The sequence below is a fragment of the Sulfurospirillum diekertiae genome (genome assembly GCF_002162315.1).
GTDB lineage: Bacteria > Campylobacterota > Campylobacteria > Campylobacterales > Sulfurospirillaceae > Sulfurospirillum.
Window position 1 is genome coordinate 1,199,901 of record NZ_CP021416.1, and the last position, 21,760, is coordinate 1,221,660.

Sequence of the window (21,760 nt, forward strand, 5' to 3'; positions counted from 1 at the left end):
ACATGTAAAATAAAAGAAGACCATTTTTAACATGCTATAATGATAGGAGGTTAATCAATAATAAGGCGCTGAATGTTTGATGATAAGAAAATCCAAAAAAAAAGAAAAATCGAGACAATCACAATCTTTAAAACCAAAAACAGTGCGTAAAACAAGTGCCTCAAGACCTCGTAAACGCACTGCTCAAAAGCAGGTTGTCAAAACTTCTTTAGTGTTTAAACTTTTTATGGGTGCTATCATTGCTCTTTTGATGGTGATTGCGCTTAAATACATTATTGAGCCACTCATCAGCCCAAACCCTTTGCTTGGAAAATGGAGAACACAGACAGCTTTAGGCATTATGGAAATTGAGTTTGATCGACAAAGTATGTCCTCTTTTGGTACAAAAAATCCTGTAAGTTATGATGTTGAAGAGAACAAAGTCATTGTGTTTGACGATACGATCAAAGTAGGAAATACGTATAAAATTATTGATCAGAATACTATCTCTACTGAATCTGGCGGTTATAAAACAGTGTATAAAAGAGTGAGGTAATTTTTTTAGTTTACAGCCTGCTCGTTCTTAGCCAACGTGATTAACGAGTCAGTGACTCAAATGTTGATTTGCCTCTTAATGACACAAGTGTGCTAAAGAGGTCGTATCACTACATTAAATGGCATGTTGTTGTGTTTTTGGCTCGATGCTCCATGTATCGTAAAGCTATTTTGCATCTCGTCAAACTTGTATTCTTGATAGCGTTGTGAAAACCCTGTATGGTATTGGTGAGAATCTAGCTCGCCAATAGTAATGGTATCTACAAATTCTGGATTATTCATATAAAACGTTACTGTCGCAATCATAGATTCTACGAGGTCATGATTGATATAATAATTCACAGAAAACTTCTCTTTTCCCACACCCGAATCATAAGCTATCTCATTTTTATCTAAAAATGCTTTCATCATCACAGTTGCTTCATCACCCATGCAATTCCTCTAATCATTCAAATTTATACAATTTTATACTGTCTCATTCGTATTCTATCTTAAAGATTATGGTTAAGGCAATAGGGACATTCTCACGCATAAAATAGGTGAGAATATAGCCTAAAATAGGTCAAGACATAATGATTTTACAGGTTACCATTATCGGCACAATTTATTCATAATATCGTAATTAATTGCCCAAAGACCTTTTTTCTCTTCTTTCGCGTTTTTCAATGCTTTTTCAAGTTCACCTGGATAAGCAGCTTTTTTATTAATACAGGCAAAACCATCTTCAATCATTTGTAATGAGTAATCAACACTATTTTTATTTACGGTTGCAAGTATTCGCCCAGCTTGATCTTTTTTGTCTGACTCAACAATAACCTTGTCACCTTTTTTAAAAAACTTAGAAGCATAGTCGCTTGCCAACTTCCCTAATTCTTGGATATCTTTTGCAGGGACACCTAGTTTTTTAGCATCTCTATTTAGCTTTGCATTACTAAATTTTTCCGGTACATCGATGTAGAGGATTTTAATTGTTTCCTCAGATTGCCCAAGCACCATATGGAGAGTAGAACCATCCGAAATCTTCGTAACAACGCCAGTGCTCTCTGCTGCAAGAAGCGGAAATGTTGCGAGCATGGATACTATGATGAGTTTTTTAAACATATTCATACCTTTATTTTTGTTCTTTGTGTGTATTTGCATTTTCGATAGCTTTTTGTGTCTCTTGTTGCATTTCCGATAATTCACTACTCACTGTTTTTTTGAATCGTTGAGAGTACGTCAGATGCACTGTTTATTTGGCTAAAATCCATTCCTCTCAGTATGTAAACAAGCATACCAATCATGGCTAAATACCAAAGAAAATTAGGGATGCCAAAGGTGTGATTTTTCTCTTTTTTATCAGTTTTGCTAATAAATTGTCCTAATTCTCTATAGATGTTATTTTGGGGTTCATCTTCACTGTTTGGAGACTGAGCATTCTTTTGTGAGTATTGACCTAGCAGATCAAGGGTGTTGTTTTCTTTATGAAACATCTGAAACGCTTTTTTCCTTTAGTTCTGGATATTGACTCAATAAACGATCATTCATATTTTTGATTTCATAGTAGATTTGGTTTCATTCTAAAACCATGGATGAATTATAGCACTTTGGCATCAATCTTTTGATTTACTATTTAAATAGGTAGATATAATGCCATGATAACAATGTAGTAAGAATTGAAGAATAGGTAATGAAAAACTATAGATAAGATTTTATGAGTGTTGAAAGAGTTAAGAGGAATTATTTTTAGAAAGAACGGTGGATGGGGATACAGGATTCGAACCTGTGAATACCACGACCAAAACGTGGTGCCTTACCGCTTGGCGAATCCCCAAGAAGATTTTAAAAGACTGGTTGCGGGAGCCGGACTTGAACCAGCGACCTTCGGGTTATGAGCCCGACGAGCTACCAACTGCTCTATCCCGCGATATTTTCTCTAAAGGGAATCGAACCCTGATAACTGGATGAAACCAGCTTCTCTTAGCGCTTGGCGATATTCAACCAAGTCGTTAATTGAGGTGAAATTATAGTCATTTTTAATTTGTTTGTCAAGGGTAATTTACTATAATCATTTAAAATCAATTTTGGAGTGAAAATGCCAATACAAAGAGTCAAACAAGCGATAGAAGATATCAAGCATGGTAAGATGGTAATGATGGTGGATGATGAAGATAGAGAAAATGAGGGTGACCTTGTTTTTGCAGCAACATTTTCGACTCCTGATAAAGTCAACTTTATGGCTTCGGAAGCTAAAGGTTTGATCTGTGCTCCTGTTACAGAAGAGATCGCCAATCGTTTGAATCTTAATCCAATGGTGAAGAACAATGACTCTCAGCATGAAACAGCTTTTACGGTTTCTGTGGATGCGCGTGTCTGTACGACAGGTATTTCTGCGTATGAGCGTGACATTACGATCAAAATCCTTGCAGATGCGCTCAGTCAACCTTCTGAACTTGTCAAACCAGGTCATATTTTCCCGCTAATTGCCCGTAAAGGTGGAACACTTGTTCGTACAGGGCATACAGAGGGTTCGGTTGATCTGTGTCGTTTAGCAGGTCTTTATGAAGTTGCTGTTATCTGTGAAGTCATGAAAGAAGATGGACACATGGCACGCCGTGATGATCTAGACATCTTTTGTAAAAACCATGACATGAATATTGTTTATATTTCGGATATTGTGGCATATCGTATGCAATCTGAGTCATTGGTGCGAGAAGTATTTTCGTCCAATGCGCAGTTTTTTGGGGCACAAACTCGTAAAATTGATATGGTGGATCATGAAGGAAATCATCACATCGTTTATGCTTTTGGTGAAATTGGAAAGACGAGTGCGGTGAAATTTCACCATATTTTGCCAGATCAATGAGCTTTTTGCTAATGAAAAAAAATACCAAGGCATTTTAAAAGCGATTGAGTATCTTAAAAAGAACAATGGTGTTTTCATCTTTGTCGATAGTGAATACACCACCAACCCAGAGCTTCGAGAGTTTGGTATTGGAGCGCAAATTCTTAAAAAATTGGGCATTGAAAATATTGATCTTATTTCAATCACGTCACGTAAAGATTATGTTGGCTTGTCAGGTTTTGGGCTCAATATCAATCAAGAGATCATTCTCTAAATCTTTACATGTAAAGGGGTTTCATGGATTTTTTTCTACTTTCAGCACTGGTACTTTTAGCGGTAACGGCCATTATGGTGACCATCTCCAAACATATGGGGCTTGGTTCTATCTTAGGCTTGCTGATTGCGGGAATTATCGTGGGACCTCATACTCCTGGACCTATTGTTACCAGTGAAGTCGAAAATTTACGCCATTTTACAGAATTTGGCGTGGTCATGTTGCTTTTTATCATTGGTCTTGAGATGCAGCCTGCTAAGTTATGGTCGATGCGCAAAGAGGTCTTTGGTTTAGGTTCGCTTCAAGTCATCGTTTCGGGTGTGGTTCTTGGATTGTACATGAGCTTTTTCGTGGATCGTTTGAGTGTAGCAATGCTTTTAGGCTTTACCTTGGCGCTTTCTTCGACGGCATTTGTCATGCAAATTTTGCAAGAAAAAGGTAAAGTCAATACAGAGCATGGCAAAAATGCTTTTGCAATTCTATTGCTTCAAGACTTAGCCGTAGTACCTCTTTTGGCAATTCTTCCTTTGCTTTCAACACAAGAATCAACGCATAATACTTCATGGTTCGAATCTTTAGCAACCGTTGTAGTCATGTTTGGGCTTTTAATTGTTTTTGGGCGCTACATCATTCCAAAAGCGTTGGATAAAGTCGCAAAACAGCGCAATAAAGATGCTTTTTTACTGCTGACGTTGCTGAGTGTTGTCCTTTCAGCGTATTTAATGGATCATGCAGGACTTTCGATGGCACTGGGTGCTTTTTTGATGGGTATGTTCCTCTCTACCTCACGTTACAGTTTTCAAATCGAATCGAGCCTAGAGCCTTTTAAAGGTATCTTGATGAGCCTTTTTTTCATTGCTGTAGGTATGTCAATCGATTTTAAAGCGATCATGAGTGACCCTTGGGTTTTTAGCGAACATATTGTGGTTATTTTAGTGCTCAAAGCGTTGATTATCTTCGTGCTGATGCTTGCTTTTGGAGCAACAAAAAGTGGTGCGATTAAACTAGCCTTTTTACTCAATCAAAGTGGTGAGTTTGGTTTTGTTCTCTTTGGTGCAGCCAAGGCATTGGGGATTATTGATGACCAACTTTTTGTTATTGGCATTGGTGTGATTTCGATTAGTATGCTCTTTACCCCAGTCCTTTATAGTTTTGGATGTTCGCTTGCCAACAGATTGGCAAAGGTTTCTCAGTTTTCATATTTTGAAAATGCAAGTATGGAGCAAAAAGTAGTTGTTGCAGGTTATGGTAGTACGGGTAAAGTGATTGCTAAGATGCTCAAAAGTAGTGGCATCCCGTTTATGGTATTTGACATCAATGCTACGGAAGTGGCACTTGGTCGCAAAGAGGGGTTACCTGTCTTCTTTGGCGATATTACAGACTTAAAACTGCTCAATACCATTAAACTGGATCAAGCTTCAATGATCATTGTCTCGATTGACCATAGTCTCAACGCTATTAAAGTGGTTAAACATATCAAAGATAACTATCCGCACATTAAGATTTTAGCACGAGCGCTTGACATCAAAGCCATGGATAAGATGCTTTTTGCAGGAGCCAGTTGGGTGATAGCAGAGACATTAGAAAGCAGCATTCGAACAGGCTCCGAAGCACTCAGTCAATTGGGTGTCCAATCGGATGAAATTGCCACCTTGTTGGAGTCATTGCGTAAAAATGAGTATGAACTTATTCGTGAAATTACCAAAGCATAAGTCACTTTACATGTAAAAGGAGAAGGAGAAAAAATGAGTCGTTTATCTATTCTTTTATCAACACTTACGAGTAGTATCATCATCCTTGGATGTACCCCGTCGACACCCAATTCACCCTCAATCAGCGCCGAAACCAATCAAACGAAGAGTGCTGATAACGCTCCTGAAACAACGGCTGTACAAAGAGTAAAAGAGGTGTATTGGAAGTTAATTGGTGTTGAGGGTAAAGCGGTTATGGAAGATCCTAATGGACGAGAGGCCTATATCATTTTGAAATTAGAAGGCAATCATTTGCAAGGCTTTGGCGGGTGTAATATTTTACTAGGAAGCTATGAGTTAAATGAGAACGATCATACGGTGCATTTTTCACGTGTTGCGTCAACCATGATGTCCTGTTCACGCATAACGGATGAAGCTGAATTTTTAAAAGCGTTAGAAAAAGTCGATCATTATAGTATTGATGAAGGTGTGTTATTACTTCAAAAAGCAGGTAAAACCGTTGCTACATTTGAAGCATCTTATCAGCCCTGAGAAGTGTGTAAACAGGAGGCTCTTTGCAAATCTAAAAGATTTTTTTCGTGCGATGGAATACTTTTTAAAACATGACTTGCCTTCATAAAATCGTACTCTGCAAGAAACAATAACGCTTCCATCCGTTTTTGCAGTGTTGCAATTTCCTCAAGCTGCGTTGACAAGATCGTTTTATACTCATGACATGTGCGCTCTTTGCGCAACGCTATTTCAATTTCTCCCCGCATAATGGTTAAAGGCGTGCGCAATTCATGCGACGTTTGGGTATTGAACTTCTTGATACTGTTAAAAGAGTTTTCTAAGCGTTCTAGCATAGCATTAAAGGCGATGGTAAGCTGATTGATCTCATCATCGCTTGAACGCGTTTCAATGCGTTTAGAAAGCTCTTTTGCATTCATGGACTGGATATTTTTCAGCATCTCTTTGAGGGGTTTAAAATATCTGCTCATTAAAAAATAACCCCCAAAACTTGACAATATTACAATAAAGGGCGTCAATAACCACTGCGTTTTTAAAAAGTGCTCAATGGCTTCATGTATCTGAACCACACCCGAGTTATTTTCCCTAAGGTTGTGCTCGACATTGATAAAAAGAGCATAGTTAAAGCTAGCTAAAACAACGGTTTGAATGAGAAGGTACCACAAAATCAATTTGAGTTTAATGCTCAACATGTTCATCCTTGGTAAGCCGTATAATCACGATTTCACTAGGAGCTCGAAAGCGAAAGTTCAAACCCCAACTACCATACCCTGTTGTGACAAATATCTGTGTTTTGCCATCACGATGTAAGCCTTGCAAGTAAGGCTGAAAAAGCCTGACGATATACCCAAAAGGATAAATCTGCCCACCATGCGTATGACCGCTAAGTTGTAAATCAATAGAGGCATTTTTCGTAAAGCGAATGTCTTTGGGCTGATGTGCCAATAAGATGGAAGGCACATTGGGATTGAGGTTTGCTAAAAGCTCTTTTTCATGGCGTTTAATGCCGAAGTATTTACTAAAGGAATCGCTAAGACCTGCAAGTTGAAGGCGATCATCACCTCTACAAAAGGTGAGAACACGATTGTCTAAACGGGTGAATCCTAGCGCTTCAATCTCATGGGAGAGTGCTTTACATGTAAAAAGAAGATCGTGATTGCCGCTGACAAAATAGACAGGATGCTTGATCTTCTTTAAAATATCCAGATGCGCTCGTATCTTAGAAGGAAAGGTATCGAATAGATCGCCCGTGTGTAAAATTTTCAAAAGAAGTCGGCAGATTTTCGATGCCAATCGTCATGCTTTTAAAATTCAGTTTTTCATACGCTTTTTCAAACATCATTGCATCTTTTAATTTTTCGCCAATGTCAGGTCATAGGAGATCGCAACTTCATCACGTACGCTTAAGAAAAGAAGGGTTGGAGGCTCAATGCCAAAGTCGCTCATCTTGATGTTAAAGCCACCTTTGAGTTTCAAAAGATCACTTTGATCGGCAATCTCTGCTTTTGTGTCAATCTCTTTGATCTGTTTATTGAGGGTGAGCGTGCCTAAAAGATGGTAGCCATCAGACTCTTTCTTAACCTCTTTGAGCTTGAAGGTCGTGGTTGGTTGTGCTTTTACATGTAAAGCTTCATACATGTGTTCATCACGTTTGTCATTTTCACTTTTAAGGTTTAAAAGATCGAGTGTAATGTCGCCTTTAAGGGATTCAACGGCATCGTCCATGCTGAGTTTGGTAACGATTTGAGTGCTTTTAGGGTTGATATTGCTATCACCTAATATCTCAGTTTGTGCTCCAATTGAGCCCTCTTTAAAAGTAAGCTCTTTGGCATACATGCTACCGCAAAGCAGTGAAGCACTTATCAGTGAAAACGCGATTTTATTGAACATTGTTAATCCTTTTTTGAGAAGTTTGATAGATAAAGTTATAGATTTCTGCGCACAAGAGTATGCAGATAAAGATAACGCCAACATAGGTGTAGCCGCCAAGCGCGCTAAGGAGCCCACCACCGCCTGCGATCCAGCCTGTCAAGACCATAATCATTCCTAAAAGCCTGAGATTGCCTAACTTTGAAAGTCGTTTGAGAATGACAAAGTTATAGTACGAGATCACAAAAGGGTACACCATACTCAAAAGCACCGCTTCGCGCGAAGCATAGAGCATGTAACTGAGGGCAAACAAAGCGACAATGACAAAGGAGTGATGCTCTTTAAGCGTGTCTCGAAGCAGATAGGCTGCTCCCATTCCCACCACATGAAAGACTAAGATAATATGCCACGTTTGGGCTCTCCAGATAGAAATGTCGCTACTTCGTGAAAGCGTTTCAAAGAGATTGGCATCTAAAAATGCCCAAATTGCCATCGATAAAACGGCATAAACACTCAAATTCTGAGGTTCAATTTCCACTCTATGTTCTGGCATACGGTGGATAAAAAAGCTACATGTAAACGCAACCAAAGAGAGCGCAATGGCAAGATTGCCTCGCAAAATAGGCTCATACGTAAAGAGCGCCGTAGCAAGGGCATAAGTAATACCCAGCGCTATGGCAATTTCGGTGTAGCGACCTTTGGTAAATTTAATCAAAAGTGGTGCGCTCATGCCAAGGCTGATACCCAGAGCACCCAAAACCACAAGGTTGAGGGCAGGGTAAAAGAGTGAACAAAGCGCTTGAAGCCCCACAAAAAAGATGATCTTTTTTTGATCGGTATTGAGCCAGCCAAACGAACGGTACACCAGCAAACTTCCAAGCCCTCCACCTAAGGGGAGGGTAAAGAAGGCTTGAATGTTAGAGTGAAACACTTCGATAATTCCCGTTTGCGCAATGAGCAAGTAGTAGCAAAATTCACTCGCAACAAAGAGTGTAAAGAGGGCATTAAACATAAAGACTCCTTTCAAATTTTGCTTGAAAAATGACGTAAACCGATGCAAATACTAAATCGTAAACGGCGATCAGCATCGCTTCAATGCCCAACTGATGGGAAAGGTACAGCGATAAAAACATGGCAGAGACAGCAATGCGGTTAAATGCACTTAGTTTGGCGAGGATGAGCGCGTAGGGTGGTTGTAGTAAGCCAAAAAGATGAAGAATCCCTGTCGTCGTCATAAAGGCAAAGACAACGTACTCGTACTTTCCTTCAAAACCGAAGCCTAAAAATGGATAGAGCGTGTCTGCAAAGATAAACAAAAAAAATGCCTCCTAGTGCGTCACTCAAAAAGCCCGTCAGATGGTAGAGTCTTAAGGTATCGATCTTTTCAACATTCATTCCTAATTCTGGGTAGAAAAAACCAGTAGTCACCAAAATGATAAAGAGTCCACACAGCATTCGAATCGTCCACAAAAGGTGAATATCTGCTTGCAAAAAGCCCGCTTCCATCATTCCTGCCATGGAAAGTGCGATGAGCATAAGGGCAAAACCCAGCGTATAAAAGAGGCTGAAAGAAAGTTGGTTGAGCTTTTTAAGATAGGGTGAAACCACGGCCATTGCCATAAAAAAACACCCACTCCCATAGCGATATGTGCATGTGCAACAATGAGATCATTGCGGTGGAAGAGCCAACGAAGTGTAGGGATAAACAAGATGTTCCCCTCAATGTCCACAAACAAAAAGGAGTAGACAGAGATGATTAAAAACGGGTTGTTTTTAAAGGTGATGTTTGCATCTTTAAGCCATTTGAGAAGCAGTGGCACAAAACAAAGGGTTAGGTACTGAAAAAACCACTCTTGGTTATAGGTAAGCTCGCCGATAAATATGCGGTGCGCAACTGAGTCAATGTACCCAACTAAAGGAATAATCCACATCGCGTGGTATTTTGCCACAAACGTCTTTTTGGCGTGCAGTTTGATGAGCAGGTAAAAAATAGGAATCAGGGTAAAACTCATGCCAAGCGTATTGTCACCATGAGGACCAACAATGGTTTTTTCCACCTGTCCGATGATGGGGTTCATCAACACCAAAAGGGCGATAGGTGAAGCGATAACAAGGTATAACGAGACTTTGATCCATAAGGGAATGACCTTGTAGACTTTGATGTAGTCATAGAGTGCCAAGATGTAAAAAACACCTGAAAAGGCGAGAATGAAGTTAAGCTCATACGCAAAGTCATAAAAGACGAGCCCTCGATGCACGCCCATCAGAAGGCTTAGCGTCATAAAGACTAAGAAAATACACCAAAGCGTAAAGTAGATTTTCAGTTTTTCCAGTCCTTTATCACTATGAATGTTCTCTTTTTCCATTAAAACAAACGGCAAAAAAGAGAGCATCAATGGCACAAAACCATACAGCATGAGCGAGACATGTACACTTCTCGCATTGGGAGCAGTGATGATGGAAGAGGGTAGAAAATAACCCAAAAGATTGAGTGAATACTCAAATCCAAATGCCAAACCAAGCACTAAAAAAAAGTGAACTGATCGCAAATGATTTTTGTATAAAACTAGATAATTTTTCCATCTTTTACCTCGATAATTTTGTCTGCATAATCCGATACATGGCGGTCATGCGTCGCGATGATGATCGTCGTGCCACTTTTGGAAAGTGTTTTAAAAAGCTTATAAATCGTCTGCGAATTGCGTGAGTCTAGGTTACCTGTGGGCTCATCAGCAAAGATGATTTTGGGCGTGTTCACGAGTGCTCGCACAATGGCAGCACGCTGACGTTGCCCACCTGAAATCTCATCGGGATATTTATGCTTAATGGCTTCGATGCCACATTGTTCAAAAAGCGTGTCGATGTAGGTGCTATTTTTATTGATCGCGGCTAGTTTGATGTTTTCTAAAATCGTTAAATACCCGATGAGGTAGTGAAACTGGAAGATAAACCCAACCTCTTTTTGACGAAACGCATCAATATCTTTGATGAGCGTGTAAGCTTTCCCCTCAAAAAAAAGCTCGCCTTTGCTTGGGAGAAGTAGAGAGGAGAGAATGGAGAGCAGGGTGGATTTACCACTACCGCTTTCACCCACGATAGCGATAAACTCACCTTTTTTGGCTTCAAAATTGACGTTATCCAGAGCGAGATCATTTTTATAGTAATGGGTAATGCCACCCGCTTGAAGTATCATAGCGCACCCCTTTGAATAAGGATGATCGGATCGATCTTTGATGCGCTGTAGGCAGGCAACAGTGCGCCTAAAAGTGCCATAAAAAGGGAAAAGCCAAAGACAGTTACAATCGTCTCAAGGCTAAGCTCACCATTGACATAGCCTTGAAATTTCTCGATGTGTGCGATCATAAACAAAAGTCCTTTAGAGAACAGAAGCGCTGAGAGAAAACCAACACAGGTGATGATAAACGTCTCACCGACAACCATCGTCATGATAAAATTGGATGACTTACCGATGGCTCTTAAAATGCCAAACTCACTTCTTCGCTCATTGATCGTAATGCTAATAAGACTCGCAATGCCAAGCAGTCCCATCAAAAATGCCACCGCACTGATCACAATGGAAGAGGTTTCGATGATCTTAAACTGATTGTAATTGTCCACAAATTCGTGTGTGGTTTTGGCTTCAATGTCAGAGCTTAGGGCGTTGATATGCTCTATAAGTTCTTCTACATCTGTATCTTTTTTGATGCTCACGAGCAAGATAGATGCTTCCTTGTTGAAGATGGCACTGGCATCCTCACGGTTAAGGACAGCGCCTCCATCTTCGAAGCCGACACCGTTTTCAAAGATGCCTGAAACGCTGAATGTTTTGTTTGAAATCGAGATAGTTTTGGGTGCGTGAAGGCGCGCATTGATATTTTTACCCAAAATGACTTCGCCCTTTTTAGGGTAAGTACCTTCTATCAGCGCATAGGTTTTAAAACGGTTTTCACTCACACCATAAATCGCTGCGATGGGAAGATCATTAATGGGTGAAGCGCCTAAGATGATTGCATATACGTCATTCACGCCTGCGATGTTTTTGATCTTAGCGCCAAGCGAAGCGTTGACATCGCTGAAAAAGGTATCGGCAATTTTGGCTTGCGTGACGATGATGTCACCTTCGGTTTTAAGTATCGCGGAGTACATACCAATGATGCCACGTGAAATCGAGGTTATCATAAAGATAGCCGTGATAGAGACGGTGATGCTTAGGTAAATTAAAAAGGTTTTAAAGCGGTTGCGATTTAGTGCTTTAAAGAAAAGTGATACCAATGAAATTTCCTTACAAGTTATAATTTAATGACAATTTTAGATGAATAAGATGAATTGAGTATGAATTATCTTTACATGTAAAACATTTAAAAGCTATGTCGAAGTACAATGTTCACAATGTTGAATGAGGGAGTATTATGAAAATTATTGTATTAGATACCGAAACGACAGGCATGCTTGAAAAAGACCGCATCTGCCAGCTTAGTTATTTAGTGATGAATGAAGAGTTTGAGATAGAGGAAATTCATAACGACCTTTGCACGCCACCCCTTCCGATCTCGTTCGAAGCAATGGCGATTCACCACATTACCCCTGAAATGCTTGAAGGTGAGCCAACGTGTGTGCAAACCAAAGCGTTTAAAAGACTCTGTGAGCTCAACATCCCTGCCAATATTATCGTCATTCAAAATGCCGCATTTGATCTTGGGATGCTTGCCAAAGAGGGCTTTAGCTCACAGATGAATCTCATCGATACCTTTCGCATTTTACGTGCCTACTATCCGCTTGAGGGTTCTTTTAGCTTGCAGTTTAAACGCTACCAGTGGGGACTGTATAAAGAAGAAGAGGGCTTGTCTCAAAAGCTTGGCATTACCATCAAAGCACACGATGCTCTGGGTGATGTCATCGTTCTAAAACACCTGTTTGAACGCCTGTGCGAAGAACACTCCATGCCAAAGATGATACTTCTCTGTTCTGAACCTATCGTACTAAGTCACATTCCTTACGGAAAAAACAAAGGCAAAAAGTTCGTCGATGTAGCACATACCGATCGCCAAGACCTCCACTATATGCTAAATGCCAACGGACTCGACGCCGATGTAAAAGCCTCCATACTCCACGCGCTTGAAAGCACCAAAGAGAACGTCACCCTAACCATCAGCTTTGGTAAATACGCAGGCAAAACGCCCGAGGAAGTTTTAGAGATAGATAGAAACTATCTTTTATGGATGGTCAATAAGATGGATAACCTCAATGCTGAGTTGAAAGAGGCGATAGAGAAGGTTTTGGTAGCGTATCCATAAATTTTAAGATAAAATTGTACTAAATCAATAAAGGTCTAATGATGAGTAATGATATAAGGTGGCAACAACGGTTTTTTAACTACCAAAAAGCACTTAAACAGCTCAAAGCAGGCGTGGATTTATCAGCTCAAAGAGAGTTGTCCCTCTTAGAAAAACAAGGGATTATCCAAGCGTTTGAGTACACCCATGAACTAGCATGGAAAACGATGAAAGATTTTTTGGATTATAAAGGCTCAACCGAGCAAATTTATGGCTCAAAAGATGCAACACGGCAAGCCTTTCTTATGGGTTTAATCGCACATGGAGAGGATTGGATGAGAATGATACTAAGCAGAAATCTAACCTCTCACACGTATGATGAAAAAACAGTTGAAGAGATAGTGAATGAAGTGTTGGGAAATTATAGTTTTAGATTTGAAGAGTTAGAGCAAAAGCTATCGACACTTTTAAAAGAAGAGAGCCTTTAGAGATGTCTTTTGGTCTGAGTGATGATGTCATTGAAAAAATGCAACAGGTTTTTTCGCAGTTTCCTAACATCAAAGAAGTTGTTGTGTTTGGCTCTCGTGCTAAAGGAAACTATAAAGAAGGCTCCGATATTGACCTAGCACTAAAAGGTACTGCTCTCAATCTCCAAACACTGCAAAACCTTGAACTTAAACTAGAAGAACTTTATTTGCCCTATAAAATTGATATGGTGATTTATAAAAATATCGCCAATGATGCGCTCAAAGAGCATATTGATAGAGTTGGAATGGTCTTACAAAAATAAACGCTTGCTCTAAGTTGTGGTAAAAATATGTAGGCCAAACGCCAGAGAAAGTTTTAAAATATGACCGAAACTATCTATTATGGATGGTCAATAAGATGGATAATCTGAGTGCAGAGCTGAAAGAGGCGATAGAGAAGGTTTTGGTTTCGTATCCGTAAAGGTTTATATGTAAAAATTCTAACGCACAAACACCCTTTTTAGATATGTTAAAATACTTTCAAACATTCACTTCATCAAAAGGACTTCAAGATGGCAACGAATACTGGTAAAAATCATCGAATAGGCTCAATTAAGGATAGATCACAGTTCTATAATGAAAGAACTAACACTTATCTTGAAAGAGATGCTATAACAGGTCTTATTCTGAAAGGGAAACAAGGTAAACCTTTTAAGGGTGTTGCAAAAGAACCTGATGGTCGTAAAAAATGAAATTTGATTTGCCTGAGGATTTATTAAAACGAAGCGAAGAAGCAGACTCTTTAAAAAACTATCTTCTTAAAAGATATGAACAGATTCCTCTAAAACCATTTACATTAAATATTAATGCTGAATGGGGATATGGAAAAACATATTTTTTACAACAATTAGCCAATAAATTTGCGGTTGATGGACATCCTGTTGTCTATTTTGACGCGTGGAAAAATGACTATACGAAAGAGCCTTTGCTCGCTTTTATGTCAGAGTTAAATGGACAATTAGACGAATATTTAGATAAAAGAGAGCAGAAAGCAAAAAATATTTTAAAAAAGATTGCCGAGTTTTCATTACCAATTATTTTTTCAATTATTGCAAAACGCTTTACAGGATACAGCGTAGACCAACTTAATGAAATGTTATCTGAAGATAAAGGAATTGAGAAAGAGAAAACTGAAGATAAAGTTTCATCTTTAGTGAGCAATATGACTAAGATAACACTTGAAGAACATTTTAGAACTAAAAATAGCATCAATGATTTTAAAGAGAATATGAAAAATCTTTTAAGAAAGATCGAAAATTATAAGAATAAAAAACTTCCACTTTTTATTCTTATTGATGAATTAGACAGATGCAGACCAAATTATGCTATCGAGCTTTTAGAGAACATCAAACATCTTTTCGATATTGAAGGAATTTACTTTATCATTGCTACGGATTCAAGACAGTTGTCTCATTCCATCAATGCCGTTTATGGTGTCAATTTTGCATCCGATAAATATTTGAAAAGATTTTTTGATTTAGAATACACACTAAAAACACCTGAGGTTTATGACTTTGCGTATTATCTTTTTGACCACTATAATTTGCTCAATCACGATAAATTCTTTGTTCCTTTTGAAGAAAATGAGTATAAAGAAAAAAATCTAAATGTCGTTGCATTTGATCTAATGGCACGTTTTTTTAAACTTGTACCCAGAGATATAGAGCAAACGGTTTCCATGTTATCAACCATTTGTTTGACATGGAATGTTGAACATAAAATCCACTTAATTTATATGGTGTTTTTAATCATGCTAAAACATAAATCTAATAGTGATTTTGAAAAATATAAAGATGCGTTACTAGCTAAACCCGACTGGATAACATCGGTAGATTGCCCCTTAGATATGGACAAAACTATTGGGGTCAATCAGCTCTATGTTATAGGAAATGAAGCTCGTAAAAATATATTATTGACTAAGATAATTGAGCGGTATAGCAAGCTAGAAAATATTGCAATAAAAACATTTTTTAATATATATGATCGTTCAGAAAATCCAATAGAAAACAACATTTTTAATTTAATTAAAAATGAAAAAGGTATTACAAGCCGTCTTAGTTCAGAGGTATTAAAAAGTTCTATTCAAACCTATAAAGATAAAATTTTGCATTGTGGTCAATTTGATATTATCTCTAAGGCTAAATGAGTTTCACAAAACAAAAGGAATAAAATGGAAAATAAGGGCTCAGGACTAAACTTTTAACTTTTGAAATCCCTTTCAAACACATTCACAAACTGCTCAAAAATGCCTTTACATGTAAAGCCATTCTCCCTCACACACAAAACTAAAATAGTGTCATAAATAACCACGATAGAAAAGGTTTTGTGGCATATTTGTTTAGAGGCTACGTAGAGCTTTTCTTTAAGTTGGGTTGTGTTAGCATAAATGCAATGTACCTTTATGGGAGAATCAAACTAATGATTAAACATATTGAACTATCTTTACGCAAATGCGTTGCTCCCGAGTTTGTTTTTGGTGTCGATGCTCGAAAAATGGCGGGAAAATATGCCAAAAATTTAGGTATAAAAAAGGTTTTAATCGTTACCGATCCTGGCGTCATTCGCGCGGGTTGGGTTGATGATGTTACAAAAGCATTGGAAGCAGAAAATATTTCCGCGATTCTCTTTGATGATGTCGTCCCTAACCCAAGAGATACCAACGTTTTAGCCGGCGTAAAGCTTTACCGCAAGCATAAATGCGATGGCATTGTGACTATCGGTGGTGGTAGTCCTATGGATTGTGCCAAAGGCATTGGCATCGTTGTTGCCAATATGGGCGATGTCTTAGCATATGAAGGTGTCGATAAAATTCTCTACCCTTTGCCCCCACTGATTTGCATTCCCACGACGGCAGGAACGGCAGCGGATGTTTCTCAGTTTGCCATTATCAACGATATTAAACGGCATGTGAAGATTGCGATTATTAGTAAGTCTATCGTTCCAGATGTCTCCTTGATTGACCCTGAAACAACGATGAGCATGGATAAAGAGCTTACCATCAACACAGGGCTTGATGCGTTAACCCATGCTGTTGAGGCGTATGTGTCCAATGCCAACTCCGCGATTACTGATTTGTACTCTTTGGAAGCGATTTCGCTGTTAGGTAAAAATTTGCCCCGTGTTGTAGAACATCCTAATGATATACAAGCGCGTGCTTCGGTGATGATGGCAAGTCTTCTTGCAGGTCTCGCGTTTTCCAATGCTTCTCTTGGGGTGATTCATGCAATGGCACATTCACTTGGTGGCTGGCTTGATTTACCGCATGGTTTATGCAATGCTATTTTACTCGAGCATGCGGTTGCTTATAATTTTTCCCATGCAAAAGAGCGCTACCAGACGATGGCCTCGTATATGGGAATGAAAGGCAATCTTAATTGCGATGCGATAGTGTATGACATCCATGAGTTTAAACTCTCTTTAGGATTGACACAGCGTTTAGGCGTGTTGGGTGTTACGCGTGAGATTATTCCTCATCTTGCTTCGATGGCACTGCAAGATGCGTGTATCGTTACCAACCCTGTTATGCCAAGTCAACATGATGTTGAGGAGATTTTGATCCATGCCCTATGAAAACAGTGACGACTTACGCACTAAAATTATTGGCTTAGGAGAGAGCTCTGTTCGTAAAAGCTACTACCCTCAGCTTCAAGATAGAATCGTGGAACTCGAGCGTTTTCATGGTCTTTTGGATCGCGCTAGGGAGTTAATCTTTTTAGTCGATGCACAGAGTTTACGCATTATCGATAGCAATGCCATTGTCTGTTCAACTTTTGAAGCATCCAAAGAGAGTTTAATGGGAAGTGAGCTTGCGCAGTGGTTTCCTCCCCATTTTATGGATGCTTTGAATACTTTGTCTCAGGAGAGTGAACATTGTTCCATCGTTGAGACGATCATTGCAAATTCTTCGGGCGCAGTTCCCATGGAATTTGTACTCCAATATGTCAACTTTAGTGCGCAAAATTATTATGTCATTTTGGGCAAAGATATTTCTGAGCGCAAGCATGCAGAGTCTAAGATTCATACCTTAGCTTTTTATGACTCTCTAACCCACCTTCCCAATCGCCAACTGCTTCATGATCGTATGGCAATGGCTCTGGCTAAAAACCAACGGCATCACAGAGTAGGGGCGCTTTTGATGATAGATCTTGATAATTTTAAAGCGTTAAATGACACCAAAGGTCATCACATTGGAGATGAACTTTTGATTCAGGTGGCGAGTAGGCTTCAAAGTGTTCTCCGCGATGGTGATACATTAGCGCGTATGAGCGGTGATGATTTTATCGTTTTACTAGAAGGTCTTCATTTAGAAGAAGACAAAGCGGCCTTGGAGGCTGAAAAGTTCGCGACACGCATCAAATATCTCCTGAACGAGCCTTACAATCTTTTAGGGTATGAGCATACATGCTCTTCGAGTATTGGTATTGCACTGTTTAGTTCTAAACCAAAAAGTAAAGAGACATTGCTCAAGCAAGCGGATATTGCGATGTATCAAGCTAAAAAACTGGGGCGGAATCGTATCTGTTTTTATGACCCTGTGATGCAGGAGAACATTGAGCAAAAAACAACGATGGAGCATGAACTGAGAATTGCGCTCTCTCAAGAAGAGTTGACACTTTTTTACCAACCCCAAGTCAACTTAGAGGGCGAAATCATTGGTGTTGAAGCACTGGTGAGATGGAATCATCCTCAAAAAGGGCTTGTGCCGCCCAATGCGTTTATTCCGCTCGCGGAAGAGACTGGATTGATTATTCCTGTTGGCAGTTGGGTGTTACATCAGGCTTGCGAACAACTCAGCCTTTGGACGAAAATGTATCCAGAACGACATTTACATGTATCTATTAATGTGAGTGTTAAACAGTTCCAAGAAGCCTCTTTTTACGACACGGTTGCTGAGGTTATTGCCAAGAGTGGTGTGGAGACGGGACGGGTGAAATTGGAATTAACCGAGAGTTTAATTGTCGAAAATATACGCGAAACGATTGTCAAGATAGAATCACTGCGTTCCCTTGGCATCGGCTTTTCATTGGATGATTTTGGCACAGGGTACTCTTCGCTTTCCTACTTGAAGCGCTTGCCGTTGGATGAACTCAAAATCGACCAATCCTTTGTTCGTGACATTGGCAATGACAACAATGACGCGATGATCGTTAAGACCATTATAGAGATGGCGCGCAACTTTGACTTGGATGTGATTGCTGAAGGTGTTGAAGACCAAGAGCAGTTCAAGTTTTTAGAAGAGAATGGCTGTACGTTGTTCCAAGGGTATCTTTTTGGAAAACCAATGCCCGCGAAAGAGATAGAACGCCTCTTTTTAGATGCATAACGCTTTATATGTAAAAAAATAGCTTAATCAATAGTATTTTTTTGTACTTAATAGGGGGTTGGTAACTATGTTGCGATGGATCATAGCTTTTTTAGTGATAGTATTAGGTTTGAATGTTTATGCTGACCAAGGCATTCCACAAGAGCATATAGTCGCCCTTTCGCCTGAGGCTTCATCTTCGAATGTTATTGAGATTAAACGTTTAACCTTAAGTGCCAATGCACTAGAACTTAAAGCCTCGAGCCAAACAGCCTTAGAGCTCAATGCGCTCTTTGGTGATAACTCCACCCAAACGATTACTACCACTATAGAATGGCTTGTGTCAGATCCTACCGTTGCTTCCATCACCCATAACACACTTCAAGCCCTTAAAGAGGGAAAAACAACCATTCAAGCACGCTATTATGGTAAAAGTTCCAACACACTGACCATTACTGTTTATCAAGAGATCAATGGACATAGACTCCCTCCAAAACCTGATCCTAAGTTAAACAATGCAACCCTCTTGGGAATAGACAGCAATCACAATGGCGTGAGAGATGATGTCGAGAGGCAAATTTACTTCAGATACAAAAAACCCGTTATCCAAGCCTTTATGATGCAAAGTGCAAAATCGTATACTCAATCTTTAGAGAATCCTATTGCGAGTGCTAAAGCAGAAGAGATCAAAGGTGCAATATGGAAGGAAGGCTCATGCTCTGGATATCTAGAAGTTGTTGAAAAAATAGAAATGCCAAGTGTTGAAGGTCTTAAATTTTTAAACAATGCCTATATGAATACTAAAGAGAGAATCAAAGCCTATAAAAAATTTAATGAGGCTTTAAGTGGGGGAAGTTACTCTATTCCATTACCAAGAGATTATAAAAAAGAGAGTTGTGATTTTAATGTTGAAGAGATGCTGGAGATGGGAAAATAAGAGTGCAGGGCTAAACTTTTAACTTTTAAACTGAACACTCTTTTACATGTAAAGATTTATTTTGGAAGTTAGAGTATAAAAGGGATGATTCTTTTTGTTTTGCGCATGTAGGTTGTGTACTCGCTAGAATGCTCCATCCACAACATCTCCTCTTTTTTAGCTTTCAAAAACAGCGTTATGATTAAGAGTGTATAGATCAAAAAGCTGAGAATGGTAGGCTTAGACACTACAACCCCAAGCATCATCACAAGGACTGAAAAATACATAGGATGCCTGATGTAGCGGTAGGCTCCTGTGGTGATGAGTGAGGCGTTTTCTTTGATTTCGGGGGTGATGTTGAAGTTGCCAAGGGGGTTGTGTCTCACCGTATAGAGTCCAAAGCCACAGCCTAAGAGAAAGATGAGTAAAGCAAAGTTGCTTGGTGTATGCAAACCATGTTCTACAAGTAAGATTGCGATGAAGATGAATTGTAACGATACTAAAAGGTAAGAGTATGCTTTTGAACTCATTGATTCTCCCTTTCAAAAGCTTCCATTAAACTGCTCAAAAATGCTTTTACATGTAAATCATTTTCTATCTCAATGCGCTCTTTCATTTCATGAGCAGTGATGCGTAAAGCTTCGACACATTCATCGTAAAGCACTCGAGTTTCGCTGGTACTTAGCTCACAACTCTCTTTACCAAAGCGGAGCAAAAACGCTTTGCTCCACCATTTCTTACTTTCCAAAAGATGCAAAGCAGGGATGTCTTTTTGAATGTAGAGTGTCGTACAGACGACATCGTATGCAGGTGCAAGCCAAATATCGTGAATGTTTTCATAGAGCATACCAAAGTTTTTGAGGTGTGCATCGCCATTTTGCACGAGTGTGTTGATGACCATCATCTTGAAAAAATCTCTTAATGCCTTTTTCTTGTATTTTGGTGAGACAAACGTTTTGATGCTTTTGGCGATATGCTCATAGGAGCCTTCGTATTTTTCATCGGCTTGGCGTGCTTGAAGAACACACATATCTTCAAAACCTAGGTAGTTGCCATCATCTTTGATGTCAAAGCGTTTCATAATGAAGAGCTTGTTGTCATCGGATAGGTAAAACTCAGGCACTTCAATGCCAGCACATTTTACGACTTTCATGCAGTAAAATTCGTTAAGCGCTAAGTGTGGGTACTCGTCACCCCATGACTTGACGATGTACTCTTGCAGCGGCAAGGTGACTTTGTCGCGCACTTTGACTAAAACTTTGGGTTGAACACCACTGATAGGAGAGTCCAGTGCAAAACGGCTTACAAGTTCATCAAAGAGCGTTTCACTCTTGGGGTGCAAGAGTGTGTCTAAACTGAGGGTTGATTCTTCTTGTGTCTTATCTGCTTCGTACGTAAGCCTACCTTTAATGCTATGCGCCATGAGCTGAAGAAGTCCGAAGTCATCGGTTTTGGTTATTTTTGAAAAATGTTTTTTGATGATGGAAAGAAGATACCCCTCGGGCAAGTGCATCTCAAAAATGGGGTGAAGTTTTGGGTTTGCATAACTTTTGACTCTCACAGGCATACTCAGCGATACAAAGGCATCTTGATTGTCGGTTGTGTAGTCAAAGATGTATTCGTTATTTTCGAGAAGGATAGTGCCGACTTTTTCGTTAGAAACTTTTACATGTAAACTATCTGGCATCTCTTAGCTCCTCAAAAGTTGGGAAGGGCGATTTTTCTTTACATGTAAGTTCATACCCTAAGTAGTCAAGGATGTGGAGTATTTTTTTGATGCCGACATCGGAGCTTGTTCCATTTTCAAGAGAGCTAATGGTGGCACGAGAGATGCTAAGATCATGAGAGAGTTGTTCTTGCGACACTTTTTTCTCTTTACGAAGTTGTGCCATGTGCGCTCCAAACTCTTTTAAATCCATAACAGTTCCTTGACTAATATTTTAGACATTTTATAATTTTAATATATAAATATCAAATATATTGTTCAAAAATAAAAAAGAGTGATGGGAAAATTGAAGA

General features: G+C 39.3%; 26 protein-coding genes, 2 tRNA genes and 1 pseudogene. 12 read left to right on the forward strand and 17 right to left on the reverse strand.

All coding sequences use genetic code 11. The features are described 5' to 3' along the window. Nucleotides 1-79 precede the first annotated feature (79 nt). The gene (locus Sdiek1_RS06085) at nt 80-535 is read left to right on the forward strand and encodes a hypothetical protein (RefSeq protein WP_087438368.1); all 456 of its coding nucleotides are present in this window, start codon (nt 80-82) and stop codon (nt 533-535) included. 92 nt (nt 536-627) lie between these two features. On the opposite strand, the gene Sdiek1_RS06090 is transcribed toward Sdiek1_RS06085, so the two are convergent. The 5 genes from Sdiek1_RS06090 to Sdiek1_RS06110 all read right to left on the reverse strand — a co-directional run bounded on the left by Sdiek1_RS06090 (nt 628) and on the right by Sdiek1_RS06110 (nt 2,440). Beyond that, nucleotides 628-966, reverse strand: a complete 339-nt coding sequence (locus Sdiek1_RS06090; protein ID WP_087438369.1) for a hypothetical protein — start codon at nt 964-966, stop codon at nt 628-630. A 159-nt stretch (nt 967-1,125) separates the two neighbouring features. Next, nucleotides 1,126-1,635, reverse strand: a complete 510-nt coding sequence (locus Sdiek1_RS06095; RefSeq protein ID WP_161492003.1) for a thermonuclease family protein — start codon at nt 1,633-1,635, stop codon at nt 1,126-1,128. An 83-nt stretch (nt 1,636-1,718) separates the two neighbouring features. Next, entirely contained in the window at nt 1,719-2,006 is a 288-nt protein-coding gene (locus tag Sdiek1_RS06100) for a hypothetical protein (RefSeq protein ID WP_087438371.1), read from the reverse strand. A 266-nt stretch (nt 2,007-2,272) separates the two neighbouring features. Further along, nucleotides 2,273-2,347: transfer RNA gene (locus Sdiek1_RS06105), tRNA-Gln, on the reverse strand. A gap of 17 nt (nt 2,348-2,364) precedes the next feature. Further along, a tRNA-Met gene (locus tag Sdiek1_RS06110) sits at nt 2,365-2,440 on the reverse strand. Nucleotides 2,441-2,608: 168 nt separating this feature from the next. Here Sdiek1_RS06110 and Sdiek1_RS06115 point away from each other — a divergent pair. The 3 genes and pseudogenes from Sdiek1_RS06115 (at nt 2,609) to Sdiek1_RS06125 (ending at nt 5,875) form a co-directional block, all read left to right on the forward strand. Further along, a pseudogene (locus Sdiek1_RS06115) lies at nt 2,609-3,632 on the forward strand (bifunctional 3,4-dihydroxy-2-butanone 4-phosphate synthase/GTP cyclohydrolase II). A 23-nt stretch (nt 3,633-3,655) separates the two neighbouring features. Further along, the gene (locus tag Sdiek1_RS06120) at nt 3,656-5,344 is read left to right on the forward strand and encodes a monovalent cation:proton antiporter-2 (CPA2) family protein (RefSeq protein ID WP_087438372.1); all 1,689 of its coding nucleotides are present in this window, start codon (nt 3,656-3,658) and stop codon (nt 5,342-5,344) included. A gap of 33 nt (nt 5,345-5,377) precedes the next feature. Continuing rightward, nucleotides 5,378-5,875: an META domain-containing protein gene (locus tag Sdiek1_RS06125; RefSeq protein WP_087438373.1), complete on the forward strand. Its 498-nt coding sequence runs from the start codon at nt 5,378-5,380 to the stop codon at nt 5,873-5,875. Here Sdiek1_RS06125 and Sdiek1_RS06130 read toward each other — a convergent pair. The 9 genes from Sdiek1_RS06130 to Sdiek1_RS06160 are packed head-to-tail and all read right to left on the reverse strand — an operon-like array spanning nt 5,866 to nt 11,995. Continuing rightward, complete coding sequence (locus tag Sdiek1_RS06130) at nt 5,866-6,546, reverse strand: HAMP domain-containing protein (RefSeq protein WP_161492004.1); 681 nt, start codon at nt 6,544-6,546, stop codon at nt 5,866-5,868. The genes Sdiek1_RS06125 and Sdiek1_RS06130 overlap by 10 nt on opposite strands. Further along, nucleotides 6,533-7,147: a metallophosphoesterase gene (locus Sdiek1_RS06135; protein ID WP_087438375.1), complete on the reverse strand. Its 615-nt coding sequence runs from the start codon at nt 7,145-7,147 to the stop codon at nt 6,533-6,535. Before Sdiek1_RS06135 ends, Sdiek1_RS06130 begins: the two co-directional genes overlap by 14 nt. Before the next feature lie 57 nt (nt 7,148-7,204). Continuing rightward, entirely contained in the window at nt 7,205-7,744 is a 540-nt protein-coding gene (locus tag Sdiek1_RS06140) for a YceI family protein (RefSeq protein ID WP_161492005.1), read from the reverse strand. Continuing rightward, complete coding sequence (locus Sdiek1_RS06145) at nt 7,734-8,735, reverse strand: hypothetical protein (protein ID WP_087438377.1); 1,002 nt, start codon at nt 8,733-8,735, stop codon at nt 7,734-7,736. Before Sdiek1_RS06145 ends, Sdiek1_RS06140 begins: the two co-directional genes overlap by 11 nt. Further along, on the reverse strand, nt 8,728-9,039 hold the full coding sequence (locus Sdiek1_RS15145) for a hypothetical protein (RefSeq protein WP_238099192.1): 312 nt from the start codon (nt 9,037-9,039) through the stop codon (nt 8,728-8,730). The genes Sdiek1_RS06145 and Sdiek1_RS15145 overlap by 8 nt, the downstream gene beginning before the upstream one ends. Next, nucleotides 8,990-9,259: a hypothetical protein gene (locus tag Sdiek1_RS15150; protein ID WP_238099194.1), complete on the reverse strand. Its 270-nt coding sequence runs from the start codon at nt 9,257-9,259 to the stop codon at nt 8,990-8,992. Before Sdiek1_RS15150 ends, Sdiek1_RS15145 begins: the two co-directional genes overlap by 50 nt. Beyond that, nucleotides 9,229-10,239, reverse strand: coding sequence for a hypothetical protein (locus tag Sdiek1_RS15155; RefSeq protein WP_238099196.1), 1,011 nt, complete (start codon nt 10,237-10,239; stop codon nt 9,229-9,231). Before Sdiek1_RS15155 ends, Sdiek1_RS15150 begins: the two co-directional genes overlap by 31 nt. 50 nt (nt 10,240-10,289) lie before the next feature. Beyond that, on the reverse strand, nt 10,290-10,916 hold the full coding sequence (locus tag Sdiek1_RS06155) for an ABC transporter ATP-binding protein (RefSeq protein ID WP_238099197.1): 627 nt from the start codon (nt 10,914-10,916) through the stop codon (nt 10,290-10,292). After that, nucleotides 10,913-11,995 (reverse strand): ABC transporter permease, encoded by a 1,083-nt coding sequence (locus Sdiek1_RS06160; RefSeq protein WP_087438378.1) that lies wholly within the window; start codon nt 11,993-11,995, stop codon nt 10,913-10,915. Before Sdiek1_RS06160 ends, Sdiek1_RS06155 begins: the two co-directional genes overlap by 4 nt. A 137-nt stretch (nt 11,996-12,132) precedes the next feature. Between Sdiek1_RS06160 and Sdiek1_RS06165 the strand changes: the two genes are divergently transcribed. The 8 genes from Sdiek1_RS06165 (at nt 12,133) to Sdiek1_RS06200 (ending at nt 19,762) form a co-directional block, all read left to right on the forward strand. Continuing rightward, the gene (locus Sdiek1_RS06165) at nt 12,133-13,017 is read left to right on the forward strand and encodes a 3'-5' exonuclease (protein WP_087438379.1); all 885 of its coding nucleotides are present in this window, start codon (nt 12,133-12,135) and stop codon (nt 13,015-13,017) included. Between the two features lie 41 nt (nt 13,018-13,058). After that, a complete protein-coding gene (locus Sdiek1_RS06170; protein WP_087438380.1) occupies nt 13,059-13,484 on the forward strand; it encodes a nucleotidyltransferase substrate binding protein in 426 nt (141 codons plus the stop codon). Between the two features lie 2 nt (nt 13,485-13,486). Further along, the gene (locus Sdiek1_RS06175) at nt 13,487-13,786 is read left to right on the forward strand and encodes a nucleotidyltransferase family protein (protein WP_087438381.1); all 300 of its coding nucleotides are present in this window, start codon (nt 13,487-13,489) and stop codon (nt 13,784-13,786) included. 249 nt (nt 13,787-14,035) lie between these two features. Further along, nucleotides 14,036-14,215, forward strand: coding sequence for a hypothetical protein (locus tag Sdiek1_RS06180; protein WP_087438382.1), 180 nt, complete (start codon nt 14,036-14,038; stop codon nt 14,213-14,215). After that, complete coding sequence (locus Sdiek1_RS06185) at nt 14,212-15,669, forward strand: KAP family P-loop NTPase fold protein (protein ID WP_087438383.1); 1,458 nt, start codon at nt 14,212-14,214, stop codon at nt 15,667-15,669. Before Sdiek1_RS06180 ends, Sdiek1_RS06185 begins: the two co-directional genes overlap by 4 nt. A gap of 272 nt (nt 15,670-15,941) precedes the next feature. Beyond that, complete coding sequence (gene ercA / locus Sdiek1_RS06190) at nt 15,942-17,093, forward strand: alcohol dehydrogenase-like regulatory protein ErcA (protein ID WP_087439847.1); 1,152 nt, start codon at nt 15,942-15,944, stop codon at nt 17,091-17,093. Beyond that, on the forward strand, nt 17,083-18,846 hold the full coding sequence (locus Sdiek1_RS06195; protein ID WP_087438384.1) for a putative bifunctional diguanylate cyclase/phosphodiesterase: 1,764 nt from the start codon (nt 17,083-17,085) through the stop codon (nt 18,844-18,846). The genes ercA and Sdiek1_RS06195 overlap by 11 nt, the downstream gene beginning before the upstream one ends. Nucleotides 18,847-18,913: 67 nt before the next feature. Then, nucleotides 18,914-19,762 (forward strand): Ig-like domain-containing protein, encoded by an 849-nt coding sequence (locus Sdiek1_RS06200; protein ID WP_087438385.1) that lies wholly within the window; start codon nt 18,914-18,916, stop codon nt 19,760-19,762. 68 nt (nt 19,763-19,830) lie between these two features. Here Sdiek1_RS06200 and Sdiek1_RS06205 read toward each other — a convergent pair whose 3' ends face one another. From Sdiek1_RS06205 to Sdiek1_RS06215, 3 genes are read right to left on the reverse strand one after another with little or no spacing between them, the layout of a single operon-like run. Further along, entirely contained in the window at nt 19,831-20,271 is a 441-nt protein-coding gene (locus tag Sdiek1_RS06205) for a methyltransferase family protein (protein ID WP_087438386.1), read from the reverse strand. Beyond that, a complete protein-coding gene (locus Sdiek1_RS06210; protein ID WP_087438387.1) occupies nt 20,268-21,428 on the reverse strand; it encodes a type II toxin-antitoxin system HipA family toxin in 1,161 nt (386 codons plus the stop codon). Before Sdiek1_RS06210 ends, Sdiek1_RS06205 begins: the two co-directional genes overlap by 4 nt. Then, entirely contained in the window at nt 21,418-21,660 is a 243-nt protein-coding gene (locus tag Sdiek1_RS06215) for a helix-turn-helix domain-containing protein (RefSeq protein WP_087438388.1), read from the reverse strand. The genes Sdiek1_RS06210 and Sdiek1_RS06215 overlap by 11 nt, the downstream gene beginning before the upstream one ends. Nucleotides 21,661-21,760: the final 100 nt, after the last annotated feature.

Bases quoted from the DNA above. Each gene is read 5' to 3' on its own strand.
- Sdiek1_RS06120 (WP_087438372.1), top strand. From the start codon at position 3,656: ATGGATTTTTTTCTACTTTCAGCACTGGTACTTTTAGCGGTAACGGCC.
- Sdiek1_RS06085 (WP_087438368.1), top strand. From the start codon at position 80: ATGATAAGAAAATCCAAAAAAAAAGAAAAATCGAGACAATCACAATCT.
- Sdiek1_RS06165 (WP_087438379.1), top strand. From the start codon at position 12,133: ATGAAAATTATTGTATTAGATACCGAAACGACAGGCATGCTTGAAAAA.
- Sdiek1_RS06200 (WP_087438385.1), top strand. From the start codon at position 18,914: ATGTTGCGATGGATCATAGCTTTTTTAGTGATAGTATTAGGTTTGAAT.
- Sdiek1_RS06185 (WP_087438383.1), top strand. From the start codon at position 14,212: ATGAAATTTGATTTGCCTGAGGATTTATTAAAACGAAGCGAAGAAGCA.
- Sdiek1_RS06195 (WP_087438384.1), top strand. From the start codon at position 17,083: ATGCCCTATGAAAACAGTGACGACTTACGCACTAAAATTATTGGCTTA.
- Sdiek1_RS06175 (WP_087438381.1), top strand. From the start codon at position 13,487: ATGTCTTTTGGTCTGAGTGATGATGTCATTGAAAAAATGCAACAGGTT.
- Sdiek1_RS06215 (WP_087438388.1), bottom strand. From the start codon at position 21,660: ATGGATTTAAAAGAGTTTGGAGCGCACATGGCACAACTTCGTAAAGAG.
- Sdiek1_RS06155 (WP_238099197.1), bottom strand. From the start codon at position 10,916: ATGATACTTCAAGCGGGTGGCATTACCCATTACTATAAAAATGATCTC.
- Sdiek1_RS06170 (WP_087438380.1), top strand. From the start codon at position 13,059: ATGAGTAATGATATAAGGTGGCAACAACGGTTTTTTAACTACCAAAAA.
- Sdiek1_RS06205 (WP_087438386.1), bottom strand. From the start codon at position 20,271: ATGAGTTCAAAAGCATACTCTTACCTTTTAGTATCGTTACAATTCATC.
- Sdiek1_RS06140 (WP_161492005.1), bottom strand. From the start codon at position 7,744: ATGTTCAATAAAATCGCGTTTTCACTGATAAGTGCTTCACTGCTTTGC.
- Sdiek1_RS06095 (WP_161492003.1), bottom strand. From the start codon at position 1,635: ATGTTTAAAAAACTCATCATAGTATCCATGCTCGCAACATTTCCGCTT.
- Sdiek1_RS15150 (WP_238099194.1), bottom strand. From the start codon at position 9,259: ATGCTCATCGCACTTTCCATGGCAGGAATGATGGAAGCGGGCTTTTTG.
- Sdiek1_RS06180 (WP_087438382.1), top strand. From the start codon at position 14,036: ATGGCAACGAATACTGGTAAAAATCATCGAATAGGCTCAATTAAGGAT.
- Sdiek1_RS06145 (WP_087438377.1), bottom strand. From the start codon at position 8,735: ATGTTTAATGCCCTCTTTACACTCTTTGTTGCGAGTGAATTTTGCTAC.
- Sdiek1_RS06210 (WP_087438387.1), bottom strand. From the start codon at position 21,428: ATGCCAGATAGTTTACATGTAAAAGTTTCTAACGAAAAAGTCGGCACT.
- Sdiek1_RS06130 (WP_161492004.1), bottom strand. From the start codon at position 6,546: ATGTTGAGCATTAAACTCAAATTGATTTTGTGGTACCTTCTCATTCAA.
- Sdiek1_RS06100 (WP_087438371.1), bottom strand. From the start codon at position 2,006: ATGTTTCATAAAGAAAACAACACCCTTGATCTGCTAGGTCAATACTCA.
- ercA (WP_087439847.1), top strand. From the start codon at position 15,942: ATGATTAAACATATTGAACTATCTTTACGCAAATGCGTTGCTCCCGAG.
- Sdiek1_RS06090 (WP_087438369.1), bottom strand. From the start codon at position 966: ATGGGTGATGAAGCAACTGTGATGATGAAAGCATTTTTAGATAAAAAT.
- Sdiek1_RS06125 (WP_087438373.1), top strand. From the start codon at position 5,378: ATGAGTCGTTTATCTATTCTTTTATCAACACTTACGAGTAGTATCATC.